At 53.7% G+C, this 15,920-nt stretch carries 16 protein-coding genes; 1 reads left to right on the top strand and 15 read right to left on the bottom strand.

Annotation, left to right across the window (positions count from 1 at the left end; translation table 11 throughout):
- Positions 1 to 41: 41 nt before the first annotated feature.
- The 13 genes from QOS10_RS07660 to QOS10_RS07600 all read right to left on the bottom strand — a co-directional run bounded on the left by QOS10_RS07660 (position 42) and on the right by QOS10_RS07600 (position 12,954).
- Positions 42 to 773: an Rpn family recombination-promoting nuclease/putative transposase gene (locus QOS10_RS07660; RefSeq protein ID WP_283594868.1), complete on the bottom strand. Its 732-nt coding sequence runs from the start codon at positions 771 to 773 to the stop codon at positions 42 to 44.
- A gap of 88 nt (positions 774 to 861) precedes the next feature.
- On the bottom strand, positions 862 to 1,794 hold the full coding sequence (gene trxB, locus QOS10_RS07655) for a thioredoxin-disulfide reductase (RefSeq protein WP_283594867.1): 933 nt from the start codon (positions 1,792 to 1,794) through the stop codon (positions 862 to 864).
- A 132-nt stretch (positions 1,795 to 1,926) separates the two neighbouring features.
- Entirely contained in the window at positions 1,927 to 2,838 is a 912-nt protein-coding gene (gene galU, locus QOS10_RS07650) for a UTP--glucose-1-phosphate uridylyltransferase GalU (RefSeq protein ID WP_283594866.1), read from the bottom strand.
- A gap of 64 nt (positions 2,839 to 2,902) precedes the next feature.
- Entirely contained in the window at positions 2,903 to 3,919 is a 1,017-nt protein-coding gene (locus QOS10_RS07645) for an NAD(P)H-dependent glycerol-3-phosphate dehydrogenase (protein ID WP_283594865.1), read from the bottom strand.
- 26 nt (positions 3,920 to 3,945) lie between these two features.
- Positions 3,946 to 4,767, bottom strand: a complete 822-nt coding sequence (lgt, locus tag QOS10_RS07640) for a prolipoprotein diacylglyceryl transferase (protein WP_283594864.1) — start codon at positions 4,765 to 4,767, stop codon at positions 3,946 to 3,948.
- A complete protein-coding gene (gene hprK / locus QOS10_RS07635; protein ID WP_283594862.1) occupies positions 4,767 to 5,753 on the bottom strand; it encodes an HPr(Ser) kinase/phosphatase in 987 nt (328 codons plus the stop codon). The genes lgt and hprK overlap by 1 nt, the downstream gene beginning before the upstream one ends.
- Positions 5,743 to 6,102, bottom strand: a complete 360-nt coding sequence (locus QOS10_RS07630; protein ID WP_283594861.1) for a phage holin family protein — start codon at positions 6,100 to 6,102, stop codon at positions 5,743 to 5,745. Before QOS10_RS07630 ends, hprK begins: the two co-directional genes overlap by 11 nt.
- A complete protein-coding gene (locus QOS10_RS07625) occupies positions 6,102 to 6,440 on the bottom strand; it encodes a PspC domain-containing protein (RefSeq protein ID WP_283594860.1) in 339 nt (112 codons plus the stop codon). The genes QOS10_RS07630 and QOS10_RS07625 overlap by 1 nt, the downstream gene beginning before the upstream one ends.
- A gap of 57 nt (positions 6,441 to 6,497) precedes the next feature.
- A protein-coding gene (gene prfB, locus QOS10_RS07620; protein ID WP_408621587.1) for a peptide chain release factor 2 occupies positions 6,498 to 7,614 on the bottom strand; the annotation gives its coding sequence in 2 pieces (ribosomal slippage) (positions 6,498 to 7,541 and positions 7,543 to 7,614; 1,116 coding nt in all).
- Between the two features lie 94 nt (positions 7,615 to 7,708).
- On the bottom strand, positions 7,709 to 10,072 hold the full coding sequence (gene secA, locus QOS10_RS07615) for a preprotein translocase subunit SecA (protein WP_283594858.1): 2,364 nt from the start codon (positions 10,070 to 10,072) through the stop codon (positions 7,709 to 7,711).
- Positions 10,073 to 10,276: 204 nt separating this feature from the next.
- Positions 10,277 to 10,819: a ribosome hibernation-promoting factor, HPF/YfiA family gene (gene hpf, locus QOS10_RS07610; RefSeq protein ID WP_283594857.1), complete on the bottom strand. Its 543-nt coding sequence runs from the start codon at positions 10,817 to 10,819 to the stop codon at positions 10,277 to 10,279.
- A 132-nt stretch (positions 10,820 to 10,951) separates the two neighbouring features.
- Complete coding sequence (locus QOS10_RS07605; RefSeq protein WP_283594856.1) at positions 10,952 to 11,629, bottom strand: ComF family protein; 678 nt, start codon at positions 11,627 to 11,629, stop codon at positions 10,952 to 10,954.
- On the bottom strand, positions 11,626 to 12,954 hold the full coding sequence (locus tag QOS10_RS07600; protein WP_283594855.1) for a DEAD/DEAH box helicase: 1,329 nt from the start codon (positions 12,952 to 12,954) through the stop codon (positions 11,626 to 11,628). The genes QOS10_RS07605 and QOS10_RS07600 overlap by 4 nt, the downstream gene beginning before the upstream one ends.
- A gap of 64 nt (positions 12,955 to 13,018) precedes the next feature.
- Here QOS10_RS07600 and QOS10_RS07595 point away from each other — a divergent pair, with 64 nt between their 5' ends.
- Positions 13,019 to 13,660 (top strand): YigZ family protein, encoded by a 642-nt coding sequence (locus QOS10_RS07595; RefSeq protein ID WP_283594854.1) that lies wholly within the window; start codon positions 13,019 to 13,021, stop codon positions 13,658 to 13,660.
- Here the strand turns inward: QOS10_RS07595 and QOS10_RS07590 are convergent.
- Positions 13,657 to 13,917 carry a hypothetical protein gene (locus QOS10_RS07590; RefSeq protein ID WP_283594853.1) on the bottom strand — a complete coding sequence of 87 codons (261 nt, stop codon included), beginning with the start codon at positions 13,915 to 13,917 and terminating at the stop codon, positions 13,657 to 13,659. The two genes, QOS10_RS07595 and QOS10_RS07590, sit on opposite strands and share 4 nt — an antisense overlap.
- 56 nt (positions 13,918 to 13,973) lie before the next feature.
- On the bottom strand, positions 13,974 to 15,812 hold the full coding sequence (locus QOS10_RS07585) for an APC family permease (protein ID WP_283594852.1): 1,839 nt from the start codon (positions 15,810 to 15,812) through the stop codon (positions 13,974 to 13,976).
- Between the last annotated feature and the right edge of the window lie 108 nt (positions 15,813 to 15,920).

Genomic DNA, 15,920 nt, shown 5'->3' with positions numbered 1-15,920 from the left:
ATGCAAATTGTGGTTCAAGCACTCATCAGAAGGGTGTTTGCTCACAAGCCACGTCCTTTAGGGCGTGGTGGTTGACTTGCTAGCGTCTGGCCCTCTGCGCGCCCTTCCTTACGACCTTCCGCGCGGATGTCTTCATCATGAAACATCATGTGGGTTTTATTATCCATGTACTCCTTCCTCCATTCCGTGTCTTTACTCAGGACATTGATATAGTCTCTTAATTCATCAACATAATGATCATCCTTCACATCCTTATTATCCACATACTCAAGGAAGTTGCGCAAGTCCTGATCAACATCATTTACCGTTCCTTTAGCGTTGAGAAAGATCGCCGTACGCCCATCCTCCATCGCCAACGACTTATCCTGGCGGCAGTAGTTTCTGAACTCGTACTTATGCAGTCCCTTATCATAGGGGTCAAAAGGGCAGATGAAGATTACGTAAGACTGCCGCAACTTAGCGTACGGCTGCCCATGCCGCAACATATCACCATCAATCCGGCCCTGATAGTATCGCACCCACTGGGGTAGTCCCCGGATGTGGCGGACCTGCATGTCAATTTCATACACCACACCATTCTGGTCCTTGGTATAGACATCGAAACGAACTCCCCGACTAATGATGTTCTCCTGCACGGCCTTCTGAAGCGTGGGAAACTCGATACGATTAATCCGCAGTTCTGGCAGGATGATCTGAATCAGATGCTGGCAGAGATGCTTGTTGCTCATTACACTGCCGAAAACAAAGTCCTCCTGAATACTGATCCTTTCCATAATAGTTCCTCCCGTATCTAGTTATTCTATTTAGTAGATACGCAAAGAGATTAAAAAAGCACCAACCAATTCTGGTCGGTGCTGATTATCACTTCATGGTGTTGATGTACTGGTAGACCCGCTGACCAGCGATGGCCCCGTCACCAACCGCCGTGGCGATCTGCCGCAATGGCGTCTCACGGACGTCTCCGATAGCGAAGATCCCCGGAATACTGGTCCGCATCTGTGTGTCGGTCTTGACCCAGCCCTGGTCATCCAGAATTCCCAGGTCCTTGAAGGCGGCCGTCATTGGGACACTGCCGACGTAGATGAAGACGCCATCCGCGGCCATTTCACCATCCTCACCGGTGACATTGTTGTGGGTCTTCACCCCGCTGACCTTGACATCGTCGCCGACAATCTCGGTGACACTGGTGTTGTAGACAAACTCCATCTTGTCGTTCTTAGTAGCCTCATTCTGCAGCAGTGGTTGAGCTCGCAGACGGTCGCCACGAACCAAGACCGTGACCTTGGAAGCCAACTGGGTCAGGTACATCCCCTCTTCAACCGCGGAGTCCCCACCGCCGACGACAACGAGGTGGAGGCCCTTGAAGAAGGCCCCGTCACAAACGGCACAGTAGGAAACACCCTTGCCGCTGAATTCTTCCTCACCGGGAACATCAAGGTGCCGCTGGGTCGAGCCGGTCGCAATCACGACGGCCTTAGCAACGTAGGTATCACCCATGTCGGTCGTGATCTCCTTGGTGGCACCCTTGTCCACCAGCTTGGTAACCGTCCCGTAGGCGTATTCGGCTCCAAACTGGGTGGCGCCGTCATACATCTGCTTTGCCAGCTCCGGTCCCTGCACGTTCTTGAAGCCCGTGTAGTTCTCGATCGTAGCGGTGTTATTCAGGTTACCGCCGTAAATTCCCCGATCCAGCATCACCACAGACAGGTTGGCCCGGGAAGCGTACATCGCCGCTGTCATTCCACCAGGGCCGGCACCGATTACCACTACATCATAGTTCTTTGTCTCTGCCATTATTTTTCCTCCCGTTATCAGTCATTTACTATCCTTATCATACCGACTGCGGCCTGCTTTGTCTATCGTTTTGCTTACTTATGATAAGTAAAAAGCCGCTGTCTGCTTGACAGCGGCTTTTTGATTGACAAATTACTTTTTACTGCTCTTCTTGTCTGCAGCAGCAAACTTAGCACCAAGGTCCTTGATGTATTCACGTAATTCGTCCTTAACTTGTGGGTGGTTCAGACCGTATTCAATGTTGGTCTTAACCCAGCCGAACTTGTTACCAACATCGTAACGGTCGCCCTTGTATTCACGAGCAAAGACCCGTTGCGTCTGGTTCAGCGTATCGATAGCATCAGTCAGCTGGATTTCGTTCCCCTTGCCCGGCTTGGTCTTGGCCAGAACATCAAAGATCTCTGGCGTGAAGACGTAACGACCAATGATGGCCAAATCACTTGGCGCATCCTTTGGTGCTGGCTTTTCAACGAAACTCGTAACGTTGTAAAGACCTGGCGTAACTTCCTTGCTTGGGTTGATCACACCGTACTTGGCAGTGTCTTCGTGTGGCACCCGCATTACGGCCAGCGTAGAGGCACCAGTTTGCTGGTAGCTCTCGATCAGTTGCTTAGTCAGCGGTTCGCCATTGTTGTTGATGTTGTTCAAGTCATCACCGAGCATAACAACAAATGGTTCATCACCGATAAAGTCCCGGGCAGTCAATACCGCGTCCCCTAAACCACGTGGGTGGGATTGCCGGATGAAGTAGATGTTGATGTCAGTGGTGTCTTCCACCAGCTTCAGCATTTCGTCCTTGTGCTTAGAACGCAGGTTGTCTTCCAATTCTGGGTTGGAATCAAAGTGGTCTTCGATGGAGCGCTTGTTCTTACCATCAACCACGACGATATCTTCGATTCCAGACTTCCGCGCTTCCTCAACGATGAATTGAATCGTTGGCTTATCAACAATTGGCAGCATTTCCTTGGCTAATGCCTTGGTTGCTGGGAGGAACCGGGTCCCCAAACCGGCAGCCGGGATAATTGCCTTTCTAACACGTTTCATAACTACAAAATCCTTTCCATAACTTCAATTTCTCTCAAAGTTACCCAATCGTATTTTACCATACTTATTCCATTTCGGACGTTAGATCTCGGCTCATCAGCTGAGAAATCGCGGTTTTAATGTCTTCACCCTCATACAGGACCCGGTAGAGGGCATCCGTAATCGGCATCCGAACCTGACGCTTCTTGCTGAGTTCATAGGCCGCCTTAGTGGTGTAGACCCCTTCGATCACCATTCCCATGTTGTTGATAACGTCGTCCAGCTTTTGGCCCTGGCCAAGCTGGTAGCCCGCCCGCCAGTTCCGGGAGTTCTTGCTCGTCGCCGTAACAACCAGGTCACCGACCCCGGACAGCCCAATAAAGGTCATCGGGTTAGCACCAAAGGCTACCCCTAAGCGCCGGATTTCGGCCAGTCCCCGGGTGATCAGGGCAGCCCGGGCATTGTCATGGTAGCCCAGCCCCTGCAGGGCACCGGCGCCGATGGCAATGATGTTCTTTAAAGCGGCCCCGAATTCGGCCCCGATCACATCATCGTTGGTGTAAACCCGGAAGTAGGAGTTGCTGAAGAGCTTCTGGACCTTCTCGGCATCTGCCAGGTTGGCGCAAGCGGCCGTGACCGCCGTCATGTCCTTGATAGCCACGGACTCGGCATGACTCGGTCCGGAGAGAACCACAATGTCGCGCCGGTACTTCGGATCGATCTCTTCCTTAATCATTTCGGAAGGCCGCTTGTAGGTGTTCTGCTCCAGTCCCTTCGTGGCGTGCACGATCAGGGAGCGCTGTTCGAGGTCCGCCAGCACCCCATTGAGCTTGTGAGCCACCTGCCGGATTCCCTTGGTTGGGATCACGATCAGGATAACGTCGGCCCCCTTCACTGCCGCCTTCATATTGGTCGTAGCGTGAAGCTTGCTCGAATAGGTAAAGTCCTTCATGTAGGCTGGATTAACGTGATCCTTGTTCAGGCGGTCCACTTGATCTTGGTCCCGGGACCACAATTCCACCTCGTGACCATTGTCGACTAACAGGTTAGCCAGGACACTGCCCCAGGAACCGGCACCCAATACTGCTACTTTTTCCGTCATGATTAAATCTCTCCTCTAAATGAATATTACTCTGATTGCAGATACCAGGGAACGTTCCCCCGGTGACGACGTACAAGCAAAACAACCAGTGCCCCGATAAAGAACACCAATGACAACAGTTGCGACACCCGAATCACGGAACCGATCATCAGGCTATCCGTCCGCATCCCTTCGATGAAGAAGCGGCCAAAAGCGTACCACATCACGTAGGCCAGGAAGACCTCGCCGCGCCGAAAGAGGTGGCGCCGGTGACGCAGACTCACCAGCAAAACAAAACCCAGCAGATCCCAGAGTGACTCGTATAAGAAGGTTGGGACCCGGTACTGCCCGCCGATGTCCATCTGGTTGACAATCCAGTGGGGAATATGCTGTGCCAATAGGGCCGCCCGGGTGGTGATTACCCCAAAGGCTTCCTGGTTCATGAAGTTCCCCCAGCGACCGATCCCCTGAGCGAGGATGACGGTCGGCGCAATCACGTCGAGCATTGTCCACATTGACAACTGGCGCGACCGGCAGAAAAAGTACAGGATCAGAAAGCCGCCGATGATGGCGCCATAGATGGCAATCCCCCCGTCCCAGATGGCAATGATCTCTGCCGGGTGGACCGAATAGTAGGGCCACTGAAAGGCCACATAGTAGATCCGGGCACAAATGATCGCAATCGGCAGGGCCCAGAGGAGGTAATCATAGAAGTAGTCCTCGGCAATTCCCTGCCGCTGTCCCTCGCGTACGGCCAGCCAGAGGGCCAGGACCACGCCCGTCGCAATAATGACCCCGTACCAGTGAATGGTAAAAGGCCCGAACTGCAGGGCAATCGGGTTGAGGGCCGCAGTAATCGTTTCTGCCATTACTTCTGTTCCTTCTTCTTGGTGTCCCGTGCGGAGTTGGCCTTGATCAGCTTGTTCAGGTTGCGGTCAAACGTCTCCGTAGCATCGTAGCCCATCGTTTCGGCACGGTAGTTCATGGCCGCGGACTCGATAATAATCGCCAAGTTCCGCCCGATCTTGACGGGGATGGAAACCTTCGGAATGATGACTCCTTGGATGGTCTGGGTATCGCCCCGGTCCCCCAGCCGATCAAACTTGGCATCCGGCGTCCACGTCTCCAGGTGCACGATCAGGTCAATCTTATCGTTGGGCATGACAGCCCCGGTTCCGTACAGGGTGGCAACGTCGATGATCCCGATTCCTCGAATCTCCATCAGGTGCTCCAGGATCGCCGGGGCGCTCCCGATCAGGGTCTGTTCATCCCGGGCATAGACTTCCACCCGGTCATCGGCAACTAAACGGTGGCCCCGCCGAACCAGTTCCAGGGCGGTTTCACTCTTCCCGACCCCGGAATCACCGGTGATCAGAACCCCAACCCCGTTGATATCGACCTGGACCCCGTGGAGGGACTTCCGTGGTGCCAGCCGGCCCAGCAGGAAGGAGGTCATGTTGCTGAGAATCTGGGAAGACGTCAGGTGCGTCCCGAGAATCGGGATGTGGGCATCCTTTGCCGCCACCTTCAACTCCGCTGGAATCGGCAAGTTGGTTGAGATAACGAAGCACGGCGTCTGCGGCGTACACATCTTTGTCATGTACTTCACCATCTTCTCGTGAGTCAGGTCCTTGGCAAACGAGGTTTCCGTGATCCCCAGCAACTGAATTCGCAGGGCTGGATAGTGCTTGAAGTAACCGGCAAATTCAAGGGCCGGCCGTGAGATATCACTGGTGGTAATCGGCCGATCAAGGTAATCCTCACCCTGGAGGACCTTCAGTCTAACCTTTTCAACTAATTCCTGAACCGTAACACTGTTTGTTGGCACAACTATCCACTCCTTTTCAATAACCATTTTCCTGATGATCAGTAATCAGGGTATTGCAGATCGACATAATGATGGCAATCAGCATCGCACTCCAAAATGACGAGAAGTGGAAAAATGCTGAGCCAACAAATAGGGACGTTAATTCAAGCATCACGCCATTGACCACGATACTGAAGAGCCCCAGCGTCAGGATATTAATCGGCAACGATAGGATCATTAAAATCGGCCTGATCAAAACGTTCAGGATAGCTAACACGAAGCTGGCCAGCAACGCCATCCAGGCACTGCTGATGTAAAACATCCCCGTGCCGGCAAACAGCCCTGCCAGAGCAATGAACAAGATCGTATCAATCAATACTTTTTTCCAAAATCCCATTAGGATCGCTCATTTCTTTTGATGTCTTTTTCTTCCACGTCAGTTAACTGTCGGCGTGATTGGGAATGATCCGTACGCGTTGCCTGCTTGCCAAGATCGTTTAGCGTATGCAGCATCCCCAAGATCCCTGGATTAGCGGGATCCGGCGGCATGATAATCATTAAAATCAGGTAGATGATCATCCCTGGCACAATCGCGGTCAGGATGGTCAAAATCACGTAGACAATCCGCAAGAGGTTTGCGGAAATATGGAAGTATTTGCCGAAGCCCCCGAAGACTCCGCCGATAATCCGGTCGGAAGCAGATCGGGTCAGGCGGCGATGACGACTTTCACGCATGTGCACCACTCCTTTTAAGTCAATATTACTTGCTTTCGCCAGTAACCGCAATCACCATTATTGCGGATTCTTCTGGCTGAGCTTCCACTGAAGGTAGGCATTGATGAACGGATCGAGGTCGCCGTCCATCACGGCTTGGCCATTGTGGGTCTCGTAGCCGCTCCGGTTGTCCTTGACCAGGGTGTAGGGGTGGAAGACGTAGGAGCGAATCTGAGATCCCCAGCCGATATCCAGCTGTTCGCCCTCGATTTCGGCCCGTTGCTTGGCCTTCTTCTCCTCTTCTAATTCATAGAGCTTGGATTTCAGCATGTTCATCGCGGTAACCCGGTTTTGCAGCTGGGAACGCTCTGCCTGCGAGGAGGTAACAATCCCGGTCGGAATGTGGGTGATCCGGACAGCCGACTCGGTCTTGTTGATGTGCTGACCACCGGCACCACTGGAACGGAAGGTATCAACCCGCAGGTCGGACGGGTCAATGTCGATGTGGACACTCTCGTCCAATTCCGGCATGACGTCCACCGAGGCAAATGAGGTGTGCCGCCGGCCGGCTGCGTCGAACGGTGAAATCCGGACCAGACGGTGAACCCCCTTCTCACTGCGCAGGTAGCCAAAGGCATTGTGTCCCTTGATCAAGAGGGTGACGCTCTTAATTCCGGCGGCATCCCCGGCCTCGTAGTTGGCAGTTTCGACATCAAAGCCGTGCTGTTCACCCCAGCGGACGTACATCCGCAAGAGCATGGAGCCCCAGTCCTGCGCTTCCGTCCCCCCGGCACCCGGGTGGATTTCCAGAATGGCGTTCTTCGCGTCGTACTCGCCATCGAGCAGCTGGTTGAGCCGGTACTGGTCTAGCGCCTTCTTGGTCTTGGCAAAGGAATCATCCAGTTCCTTCTGCAAGTCTGGATCGGGACCCATCTCCAGCAGTTCAATCGTCGTCTGCAGATTAGCAATCTGGTCCCGGAGCTGGACGAAGGTGTCCCGCTTATCCTTCAATTCGTTGTTATCATTGATGACCTTCTGGGCAGCTTCATTGTCATTCCAGAAGTCCGGCTGGGCCATCTTCTGTTCATTTTCCGCGATGCTTTCGTCTAACGCATCGAGGTCAAAGAGACCTCCCGAAGCGGGCAACGTCTTGTTGCATTGCTTCTACTTGCTTCTTAGCTTCACTTAGTTCCACAGTTATTCCTCCATTTATACAAAGATACGGCAGCGGTACCGTGATGGGTTACCTTACTGCCGTACCTGCCAAATCAGTAGCAATTATTTATAACTTAACGCGTTACGTTCTGCCGAATCTCAGACTTCATGAAGAGCCGGGTGGTCTCGTACTCGATGTCGGCGATCATCTGCTCAAACATGTGGTAGCCGGCCGTCTGATATTCAACCAGCGGGTTCAATTGCCCATAACCACGCAGGCCGACTGACTGCCGGAACTGGTCCATCACGTCAATGTGGTCAGTCCAGTGGGAGTCAACCACCCGCAGGAGAACGACCTTCTCGAATTCCAGCATCTGGGCCGGGTCATAGAGCTGCCGTTGCTTATCCTTGTAGACACTCTTGGCAAAGGACATCAGGCAGTCCACAATCTCGTCTTTGCTCTTGCCCTTGAGGTCGTCAACCTTGACGGTGTCCGGCTTGACCAGGACTTCTTCGGCAAAGTCAACAATACCTTTCAAGTCCCAATCCTTCTTGTCACCAAGGGTGTGCTGCTCAACTTCCCGTTGGATCGTTCGCTTGAAGATCGGCATCAGGACCCATTTCAGTGACTTATCCTCGGTGATGATCTGCTGGCGTTCCTTGTAGATGATCTCACGCTGTTCACGCATCACGTCATCATACTGCAGGACGTTCTTCCGGGAGTCGTAGTTGTTCCCTTCAACCCGCTTCTGGGCAGATTCAACCTGCCGGGTCAGGAAACGGCTCTTGATAACGGCATCATCGTCATCCACCTTCATCCGTTGCAGAAAGTTCTTGATCCGGTCGCCACCGAACCGCTTCATCAGGTCATCTTCCAGGGACAAGTAGAACTGGGACAGGCCCGGATCCCCCTGCCGGCCGGAACGCCCACGGAGCTGGTTATCAATCCGCCGCGACTCGTGCCGTTCAGTCCCGATCACGGCCAGACCGCCGAGTTCACGAACACCGGGGCCGAGCTTGATATCGGTCCCCCGTCCGGCCATGTTGGTGGCAATCGTAACAGCCCCCTTCTGACCGGCATTCTTGATGATGTCGGCTTCCTTGGCGTGGTTCTTGGCGTTCAGGACCACGTGCGGAATGTGTTCCTTATCCAACAGGTTGGACAGGTATTCAGAGGTTTCAACCGCCACGGTCCCGACCAGGATTGGCTGCCCCTTGGCGTGCAGCTTCTTGATCCGCTTAACAACGGCCGCAAATTTGCTCTTTAAGGTTGGGTAGAGCAGGTCGGGCTCATCCTTACGAATAACCGGCTTGTTTGTCGGAATCGTGATGGTCTCCATGTTATAGATTTCCCGGAATTCTTCCTGTTCCGTCTTCGCCGTCCCGGTCATCCCGGCCAGCTTGTTGTACATCCGGAAAAGGTTCTGGTAGGTGATGTTGGCCATCGTCTTGTTTTCTTCCTGAATCTCAACGCCTTCCTTGGCTTCGATCGCCTGGTGCAGGCCATCGGAGAAGCGCCGGCCCTGCATAACCCGACCGGTGAAGGAATCAACAATCAGGACCTCGCCGTCAGAGACCACGTAGTCCTTATCACGGTGCATGATGTAGTTAGCCCGCAGCGCCTGGTCCAGGTGGTGGGTCAGCGGCGTATTCTCAGGATCATAGAGGTTCTTCAGATTGAAGTACTTCTCGGCCTTTTGAATTCCGGCATCCGTCAGGGCCACCGTCTTGGACTCCAGGTCAACCTTGTAGTCGACCTCGTTCTTCAATTGCTTGACGAACCGGTCAGTCTGCTTGTAGAGCTTAGAAGTTCCCGTACCAGGACCGGAGATGATCAGTGGGGTCCGCGCTTCATCGATCAAGATGGAGTCCACCTCATCGACCAGGGCAAAGTTCAAGCCCCGCTGAACCTGGTCTTCCTTGTAAACCGCCATGTTGTCACGCAGGTAGTCAAACCCGATTTCACTGTTAGTGGAGTACATGATGTCGGCCTTGTAGGCTTCCCGCTTCTGGTCCGGGCTCATCTCAGAATTATTGATGCCGACGCTGCAGCCCAGCCAGTTATAGAGCTGGCCCATCTCGGTGGCATCACGCTTGGAGAGGTATTCGTTAACGGTGATAACGTGAACACCCTTGCCAGAAATGGCGTTCAGATAAACCGGCATCGTCGCGGTCAGGGTCTTCCCTTCACCGGTCTTCATCTCGGCGATGTTACCTTCGTGAAGTACAATTCCCCCCATGACCTGAACATGGAATGGGTAAAGGCCGAGAACCCGCTTAGCACCTTCACGAGCAACGGCAAAGGCCTCTGGCAGCATGTCGTCCAGAGACTCACCCTTTTGGTAGCGTTGGCGGAACTCTGGCGTCTTTGCCTGCAGCTGCTCATCGGTCATTGCAGCCATCATCTTCGCATAACTGTCAACTTTATTTGCGATTTTGTTAATCCGCCGTAATTCGCGACGGTCGCTTTCAATCCATTTTCTTAAAATGTTGGCCATAAAAGCGTCCTTCCTAATTTACTAGCTCGAGCTAAAATCCATTAAAAAGTGCTACTCAAGCCAATTATATTATTTTATTCTAACTTAGATATTCTAACACGTTCAGCGAGCTTTGAAAACTAGCATGCTCAGGCGGCCAGCCATCAAAAAAGGACTATCGCAATCAACCCTGCCATAGTCCTCATAGTTATAAATTATCGATTGTTATTCGGCCTCAATTAAGCCGTACCGACCATCACGACGACGGTAAACAATGCTCGTCCCGTTGGTTTCAGCATCTTGGAAGATGAAGAAGTCATGACCCAGCATATCCATCTGCAGAACCGCTTCTTCAGGATCCATCGGCTTTAATGCAATTTGCTTTGTCCGAACAATCTTCAGGTTGTCGGTACTTGCTGAATCGTCATCGCTTGGTACGAACTCAAGATTCTTGAAGCCCTTTTCACGTGACTTCCGGTTGATCTTAGTCTTGTACTTCCGAATCTGACGTTCAAGCTTATCGGTTACCAAGTCGACACTGCCATACATATCATTTGAAGTTTCTTCAGCACGCAATGTTAAGTATGGAAGTGGGATGGTTACTTCGACCTTGTAAGTCCGGTTTGGGTAAACCTTCAAGTTCACGTGGGCGGTAGCTTCAACGCTGTCCTCGAAGAACTTTTGAAGCTTGTTGATCCGCTTTACAACATAGTCACGGATTGAATCAGTGACTTCGACATTTTCACCACGAATATTGAACTTTAACATCAAACATCTCTCCTTTCAGTCCAAGCATATGCTTGATCTGATATCAGAAGGACCACTCTTCTCATATCCTATTTACATTATAGTTTAGTTCTGTTCAATAAACAAACCGTTTTCATTAACCTTTAAAATTATTTAACGAGCCAACGAAACGCTTACAACTTCACGGCAGCGCGCCTTTTTCAGGAGAACGGCGGCGTGGTAAAGCGTCCGCCCCGTCGTGTAGATATCATCTGCCAATAAAACCCGGCGACCGCACACGGCTGCCGGATCGCGCAGAAGAAACGGCTGTGATGTCTGCAACCGTTGGCGGCGGGTCTTCTGCGACTGCGCCACCTTGTCAGCAGCCCGATGCTGGAGGACCGGTACCACCGCAAGGTCGCCGAGAAGTCCTTGGACCTGATTGAACCCCCGCGTCGCCATTGTCGTCGCGGTCACCGGGATGGGGACTACCAGGTCAGCCTTTATTTGTCGAATCCGTTGCTGAAGTTCGTCACAGAAGACATGGCGAAGGCGCCAGTCCCCGGCAAACTTGTAGCGGTGCATATACTCTTTCATGGCATCATTATAGGTATAGAGAGCTTGGTGGCGGAGGTGCCAGCCATACTGCTGCTGCCATTTTTGACATTCACAACACAGGTGCGGATCCTTCTGGGGACGGCCGCAACCGGGGCAGGCATGTTCAGGATCAATCGGCGTGAAGACAGCTCGGCACCGGTCACAAAGGGTGGCCTGTTCCAGCGGCTGCAGCGTTACCAGATCGCGAAGAGTCAGCCGGACCGCTATCCGGGCATTGCAGAGCAGGCAATTCATTTGCTAATCGCCCGCCCCTTGCGATTCATAAAATCAACCTGGCGGACTGCCGCCCGGACCCGCCGGCACTGTCCTGCGATCCAGAAACAGACCGTCCCCGTTGGCCGCCTCAACGATCGTCCGGCCCGTCCGGCAATCTGAACTAGGGCCGAAGATGAGAAAACCGGGTCATCGGCGCCTAGGACAAACACGTCGATTGCCGGAAAGGTCACCCCTCGTTCCAAGATAGTAGTCGTCACCAGAAAATCATACTTGCCGTCACGCATCCCCTGGACCTTTGTCAGCCGGTCGGGGTCCGCCGCGTGAACAGTAGCAAACGTGTGCCGCGGCAGGGCCGTTTGGAGAAGCGGGCGCACCACCGCCAGGTCCGCTACGTGCGGGACAAATAGCAGGAAGCGATAGCCGGCGTCCAGCGAGCGGCGCAGCTGATTAAGCAAGCTGGCCGGCAAACGACCGCGCTGCACCCCGCGGCGCCAGCCCGGAGCCAGCCGCAGACGGATCCGGGGCAGCAAATGGCCGTGATAGCGGAGCGGCAGGTAGCTCACCGCCAACCGGCCGCGCTTAACCTGCCGCAGGAGAGCTGGACCCGGGGTGGCTGTCAAATACAGACAGCCGCCCTGTTCCTTTACCGCCTGCCGACTGGCAAACAGCAGGGCATCATTGGCGGCGAAGGGAAAGGCGTCCACTTCATCAATAATCAGGTTATCGAAGGCACGGTAGAAGCGCAGCAGTTGGTGCGTGGTGCAGACCGTCAGCTGGGCATAGCGGTAGGGCAGCTCCTGGCGCCCGTGCAGCAAGGCCATCGACGTGTTCTGAAAGGCAGCCTGCAGACGGGGGTACAACTCCAAGCAGACATCTACCCGGGGCGAGGCTACTGCCAAACGCTCTCCCCGCTCCAAGGCGTGCGCAATCCCCCTAAACATCATCTCGGTCTTTCCCGCCCCCGTCACTGCCCACAGCAATTGGTGCCGGTGGACCGTCATTCCGGCATCCACCCCGGCAGCCGCTTCCTCCTGCAGGGGTGACAGCTGCCCCGTCCAGGTGAGCACCGGCTGGACGACCGTGAATTGATTTGGTTCTAGAACATGATAAAATTTATTTAACGTTGAAACCCGCCCCAGGTTAATGCAGCGGGGACAATAGAATTCATTATTCGGCAGAGCGGCAATTTGACAGGCCGTCTCCTGCCCACAGCGCAGGCAACGGATCATTCGCCCGTGCCGCACCATCGTCGGTAGCACCTCAATCGGTGGTGCCGGGCTTGCGTGCTGCCATTCCGGCCGGTCGACCAGTACCCGTCGACCATAATAATCAGCTAATTTCATCACAATCCCCCTCTACTTAATAAATACGGGGAATTTCATTAAAAGATACGAAAGAAGTTTTTGCATGTCAGAACCATTCATTACCATTGCCAAGAACACCAGCTTCGAGATGGTTATCAAGAAGTCCCGTTTCATCTGCTCAATCGGCCGGGCCAACACGGAGGAGGCCGCCCAGGATTTCATCGCTCAGGTGCAGACCGCCAACCGCAAGGCCAACCATAATTGCTTTGCCTACATGATCGGCGATAAGGACCAGGTCCAGCGGGAAAGCGATAACGGCGAGCCGAGCGGTACCGCCGGCGTCCCGATCCTGGAATCCCTCCAGCTGGCTAAGCTCCATAACGTAGTCGCCGTCGTAACCAGGTACTTCGGCGGGATTAAACTCGGCGCGGGCGGCCTCATTCGAGCATACAGCAACGTCACCACCAACGCGATCCACCAGGCCGGGCTTGTCCAGCGGGTTCTCCAGACCGCGGTCGACATCACCGTCAGCTATGCCCAGCATGACAAGCTCCTGTACTTCCTTAAGGAGCAGCAGGTCGAGGTGGGCAACGAAGCGTACGGGGTGGACGTGACGGTCATCATCTTCGTTGACCAGGCCGCCTGCGACGACTTGATCGACCAGCTCACCAACCGGTTCAATGACCAGCTCCAAATAAAAAAGGGCCAGCCCCGCAACCACGAGGTGCCCTATCAGCCCGCCTAAGCCAAGATAGCTTCGGCAATGTCTAAAATAACAATGAAGGACGTAATGCCGACCAGCCAGCCTAGGATCACCCGTGCATGGTGGTCATGGACTTTTAGTTTGTCCCAATTAAAGCCACAATACGCTGCCACCATCAGCAAGCAGCCAATGATCCCGTAGATGCCCGAGTGAAAGCCGCAGTTGTCGATGGAATAGCTGGCGGTAAAGAAGAGTCCCAACGCAAACAGCAGGCCATATAGCAGTTGTTTCCTTTCCATAAAAAGCTCCTTATCAAAAACGGTGCCCGACAGTTTAACTGGGGCACCGTTTGTTTTTATTCATGTAAATGATAGTTGTAGCTGGCCACGATGATGTTCTCACGTGAGTTCAAAACCGCCCGCAGACGAACACTGGTCTGGTTGTGCAGAGCCAGCTGCCATGGGTGCTTCGGAATGAACTGCGGAACCAGGACAGTTGTCGAGTAGTTCCGTGCCTCTGCCCGCTTAGCGATTACGTCAACGAAACGCAGGGTTGGCTTGGCAATTGACCGGTAGGAAGAGTGGATGTCAACGAAGCGGACATCCGGGTACTCAGCCTTAAACTCATTGGCCGTTTTATGTTCCTTCCCAGGGTTCTCATCGAATGACACGTGCATCGCAATGACATAGTCACCGATAGACCGGGCATAGTTAATGGCTCCCCGGGTCACCCGGGTCACGTTCCCAACCAGGACGATAACCGTTGAACCGTCATAGTCGTGAAGCTGAACCTTGGTCTTCTCAGCCACCCGCAGTTGGGCCGCCACCTTAACGTAGTGGGAGTGAACGGCATGGAACATGTAGAGCAAAAGCGGCATGATGATCAGGTATGGCCAAACATTGCTGAAGTGCTGCCAGAAGAGGCAGATGACCAAGACGAGGGAAATCAGCGCCCCGACCAGGTTGATGAAGGCCTTGCCGAGCCACCAGCCTTCCCGTTCCCGGAACCAGTGGATAATCATCCCGGATTGGGAAAGGGTAAATGGCACGAACACCCCGACCGCATACAGCGGAATCAGCATGTTGGTCTGCCCGTGGAAGATCAGGATCAAAATGATGGCGCCAACCGCCAGGGAAATGATCCCGTTGGAGTAGCCCAGCCGGTCCCCACGGTCCATAAAGGCGTGCGGCATGTACTTATCCTTAGCCATGTTGAAGGCCAGGATTGGGAAGGCTGAGAACCCGGTGTTGGCGGCGACTGCCAAAATCATGGCCGTCGACAGCTGCAACAGGTAGAAGCCGATGCCGTGGCCGCCGAAGATCTGCGCCGCCATCTGGGACATAATCGTTGTCCGGGAGTTCGGAACGAGCCCTAAGTAGAAGCTGAAGAAGATGATGGCAATGAAGAAGAAGGCCAGGATGGCACTCATGATGGCCAAGGTCGTTGCCGCGTTCTTCTCCTTCGGCTTATTGAAGTTTGGCACCGCGTTACTTACGGCTTCGACCCCCGTCAGCGAGGATGAACCAGCCGAGAAGGCCCGGATGAACAGGACGAATGACATCCCCGCCACCGGCGTCCCGTAGTCGGCAATGGCGTGGTAGTGGATCCGCCCAGTCAGGATGTTGTAACCACCCCAGATGATCATGATCATCGTCATCAAGACGAAGAAGTAAACCGGCACGGTTAGGAAGTTGGCACTCTCGCTCATCCCCCGCAGGTTCATGAACATGATCAGCAGGACGATGATGATCGATATCGGCACCGAGTAATGATACAGGGCGGGGATCGCCGAGGTAATCGCCTCAGTCCCAGAAGTCGTGGAAACCGCCACGGTCAGCATGTAGTCAACCAGGAGAGATCCCCCGGCAACCAGGCCCCCGTTGCTTCCCCAGTTGCGGGTAGCAACCACGTAGGCCCCTCCACCGCTTGGGTAAGCATGGATAATCTGTTGGTATGATAGCGTGATCGCCAGCAGTAAGATCAAAACAATTGCTGCGATCGGGATTGAGTACCAAATTGCCGCAGCCGACAGGGTTACCAGGACAGTTGTGATCTGCTCTGGACCATAGGCCACTGACGAAATGGCATCTGACGACAGCATCGCCAGGGCTTTAAACTTTGTTAAGTGGGTTTGCCCTTCATCGAGGGTCTTTAATGGTTTTCCAATTAACACGCGTTTAAGATAACGCCACATGTCTCTCCCTCCCAATAATTTTGATTTGGATCAGTCAACCACCACGCCCTAAAGGACGTGGCTTGTGAGCAAACACCCTTCTGATGAGTGCTTGAACCACAATTTGCA

The organism is Limosilactobacillus galli (genome assembly GCF_947381495.1).
Classification (GTDB): domain Bacteria; phylum Bacillota; class Bacilli; order Lactobacillales; family Lactobacillaceae; genus Limosilactobacillus; species Limosilactobacillus galli.
The sequence above is the reverse complement of the archived record's forward strand: the minus strand, read 5'-3'. Positions and strand labels throughout refer to the sequence as shown.

What these genes read in the sequence shown, in the direction of transcription:
- trxB (WP_283594867.1), bottom strand. Translation starts at nt 1,794, where the DNA reads ATGGCAGAGACAAAGAACTATGATGTAGTGGTAATCGGTGCCGGCCCT.
- QOS10_RS07645 (WP_283594865.1), bottom strand. Translation starts at nt 3,919, where the DNA reads ATGACGGAAAAAGTAGCAGTATTGGGTGCCGGTTCCTGGGGCAGTGTC.
- QOS10_RS07595 (WP_283594854.1), top strand. Translation starts at nt 13,019, where the DNA reads ATGTCAGAACCATTCATTACCATTGCCAAGAACACCAGCTTCGAGATG.
- galU (WP_283594866.1), bottom strand. Translation starts at nt 2,838, where the DNA reads ATGAAACGTGTTAGAAAGGCAATTATCCCGGCTGCCGGTTTGGGGACC.
- QOS10_RS07630 (WP_283594861.1), bottom strand. Translation starts at nt 6,102, where the DNA reads ATGGGATTTTGGAAAAAAGTATTGATTGATACGATCTTGTTCATTGCT.
- hpf (WP_283594857.1), bottom strand. Translation starts at nt 10,819, where the DNA reads ATGTTAAAGTTCAATATTCGTGGTGAAAATGTCGAAGTCACTGATTCA.
- lgt (WP_283594864.1), bottom strand. Translation starts at nt 4,767, where the DNA reads ATGGCAGAAACGATTACTGCGGCCCTCAACCCGATTGCCCTGCAGTTC.
- QOS10_RS07605 (WP_283594856.1), bottom strand. Translation starts at nt 11,629, where the DNA reads ATGAATTGCCTGCTCTGCAATGCCCGGATAGCGGTCCGGCTGACTCTT.
- QOS10_RS07660 (WP_283594868.1), bottom strand. Translation starts at nt 773, where the DNA reads ATGGAAAGGATCAGTATTCAGGAGGACTTTGTTTTCGGCAGTGTAATG.
- hprK (WP_283594862.1), bottom strand. Translation starts at nt 5,753, where the DNA reads ATGGTTATTGAAAAGGAGTGGATAGTTGTGCCAACAAACAGTGTTACG.
- QOS10_RS07625 (WP_283594860.1), bottom strand. Translation starts at nt 6,440, where the DNA reads ATGCGTGAAAGTCGTCATCGCCGCCTGACCCGATCTGCTTCCGACCGG.
- secA (WP_283594858.1), bottom strand. Translation starts at nt 10,072, where the DNA reads ATGGCCAACATTTTAAGAAAATGGATTGAAAGCGACCGTCGCGAATTA.
- QOS10_RS07600 (WP_283594855.1), bottom strand. Translation starts at nt 12,954, where the DNA reads ATGAAATTAGCTGATTATTATGGTCGACGGGTACTGGTCGACCGGCCG.
- QOS10_RS07585 (WP_283594852.1), bottom strand. Translation starts at nt 15,812, where the DNA reads ATGTGGCGTTATCTTAAACGCGTGTTAATTGGAAAACCATTAAAGACC.
- QOS10_RS07590 (WP_283594853.1), bottom strand. Translation starts at nt 13,917, where the DNA reads ATGGAAAGGAAACAACTGCTATATGGCCTGCTGTTTGCGTTGGGACTC.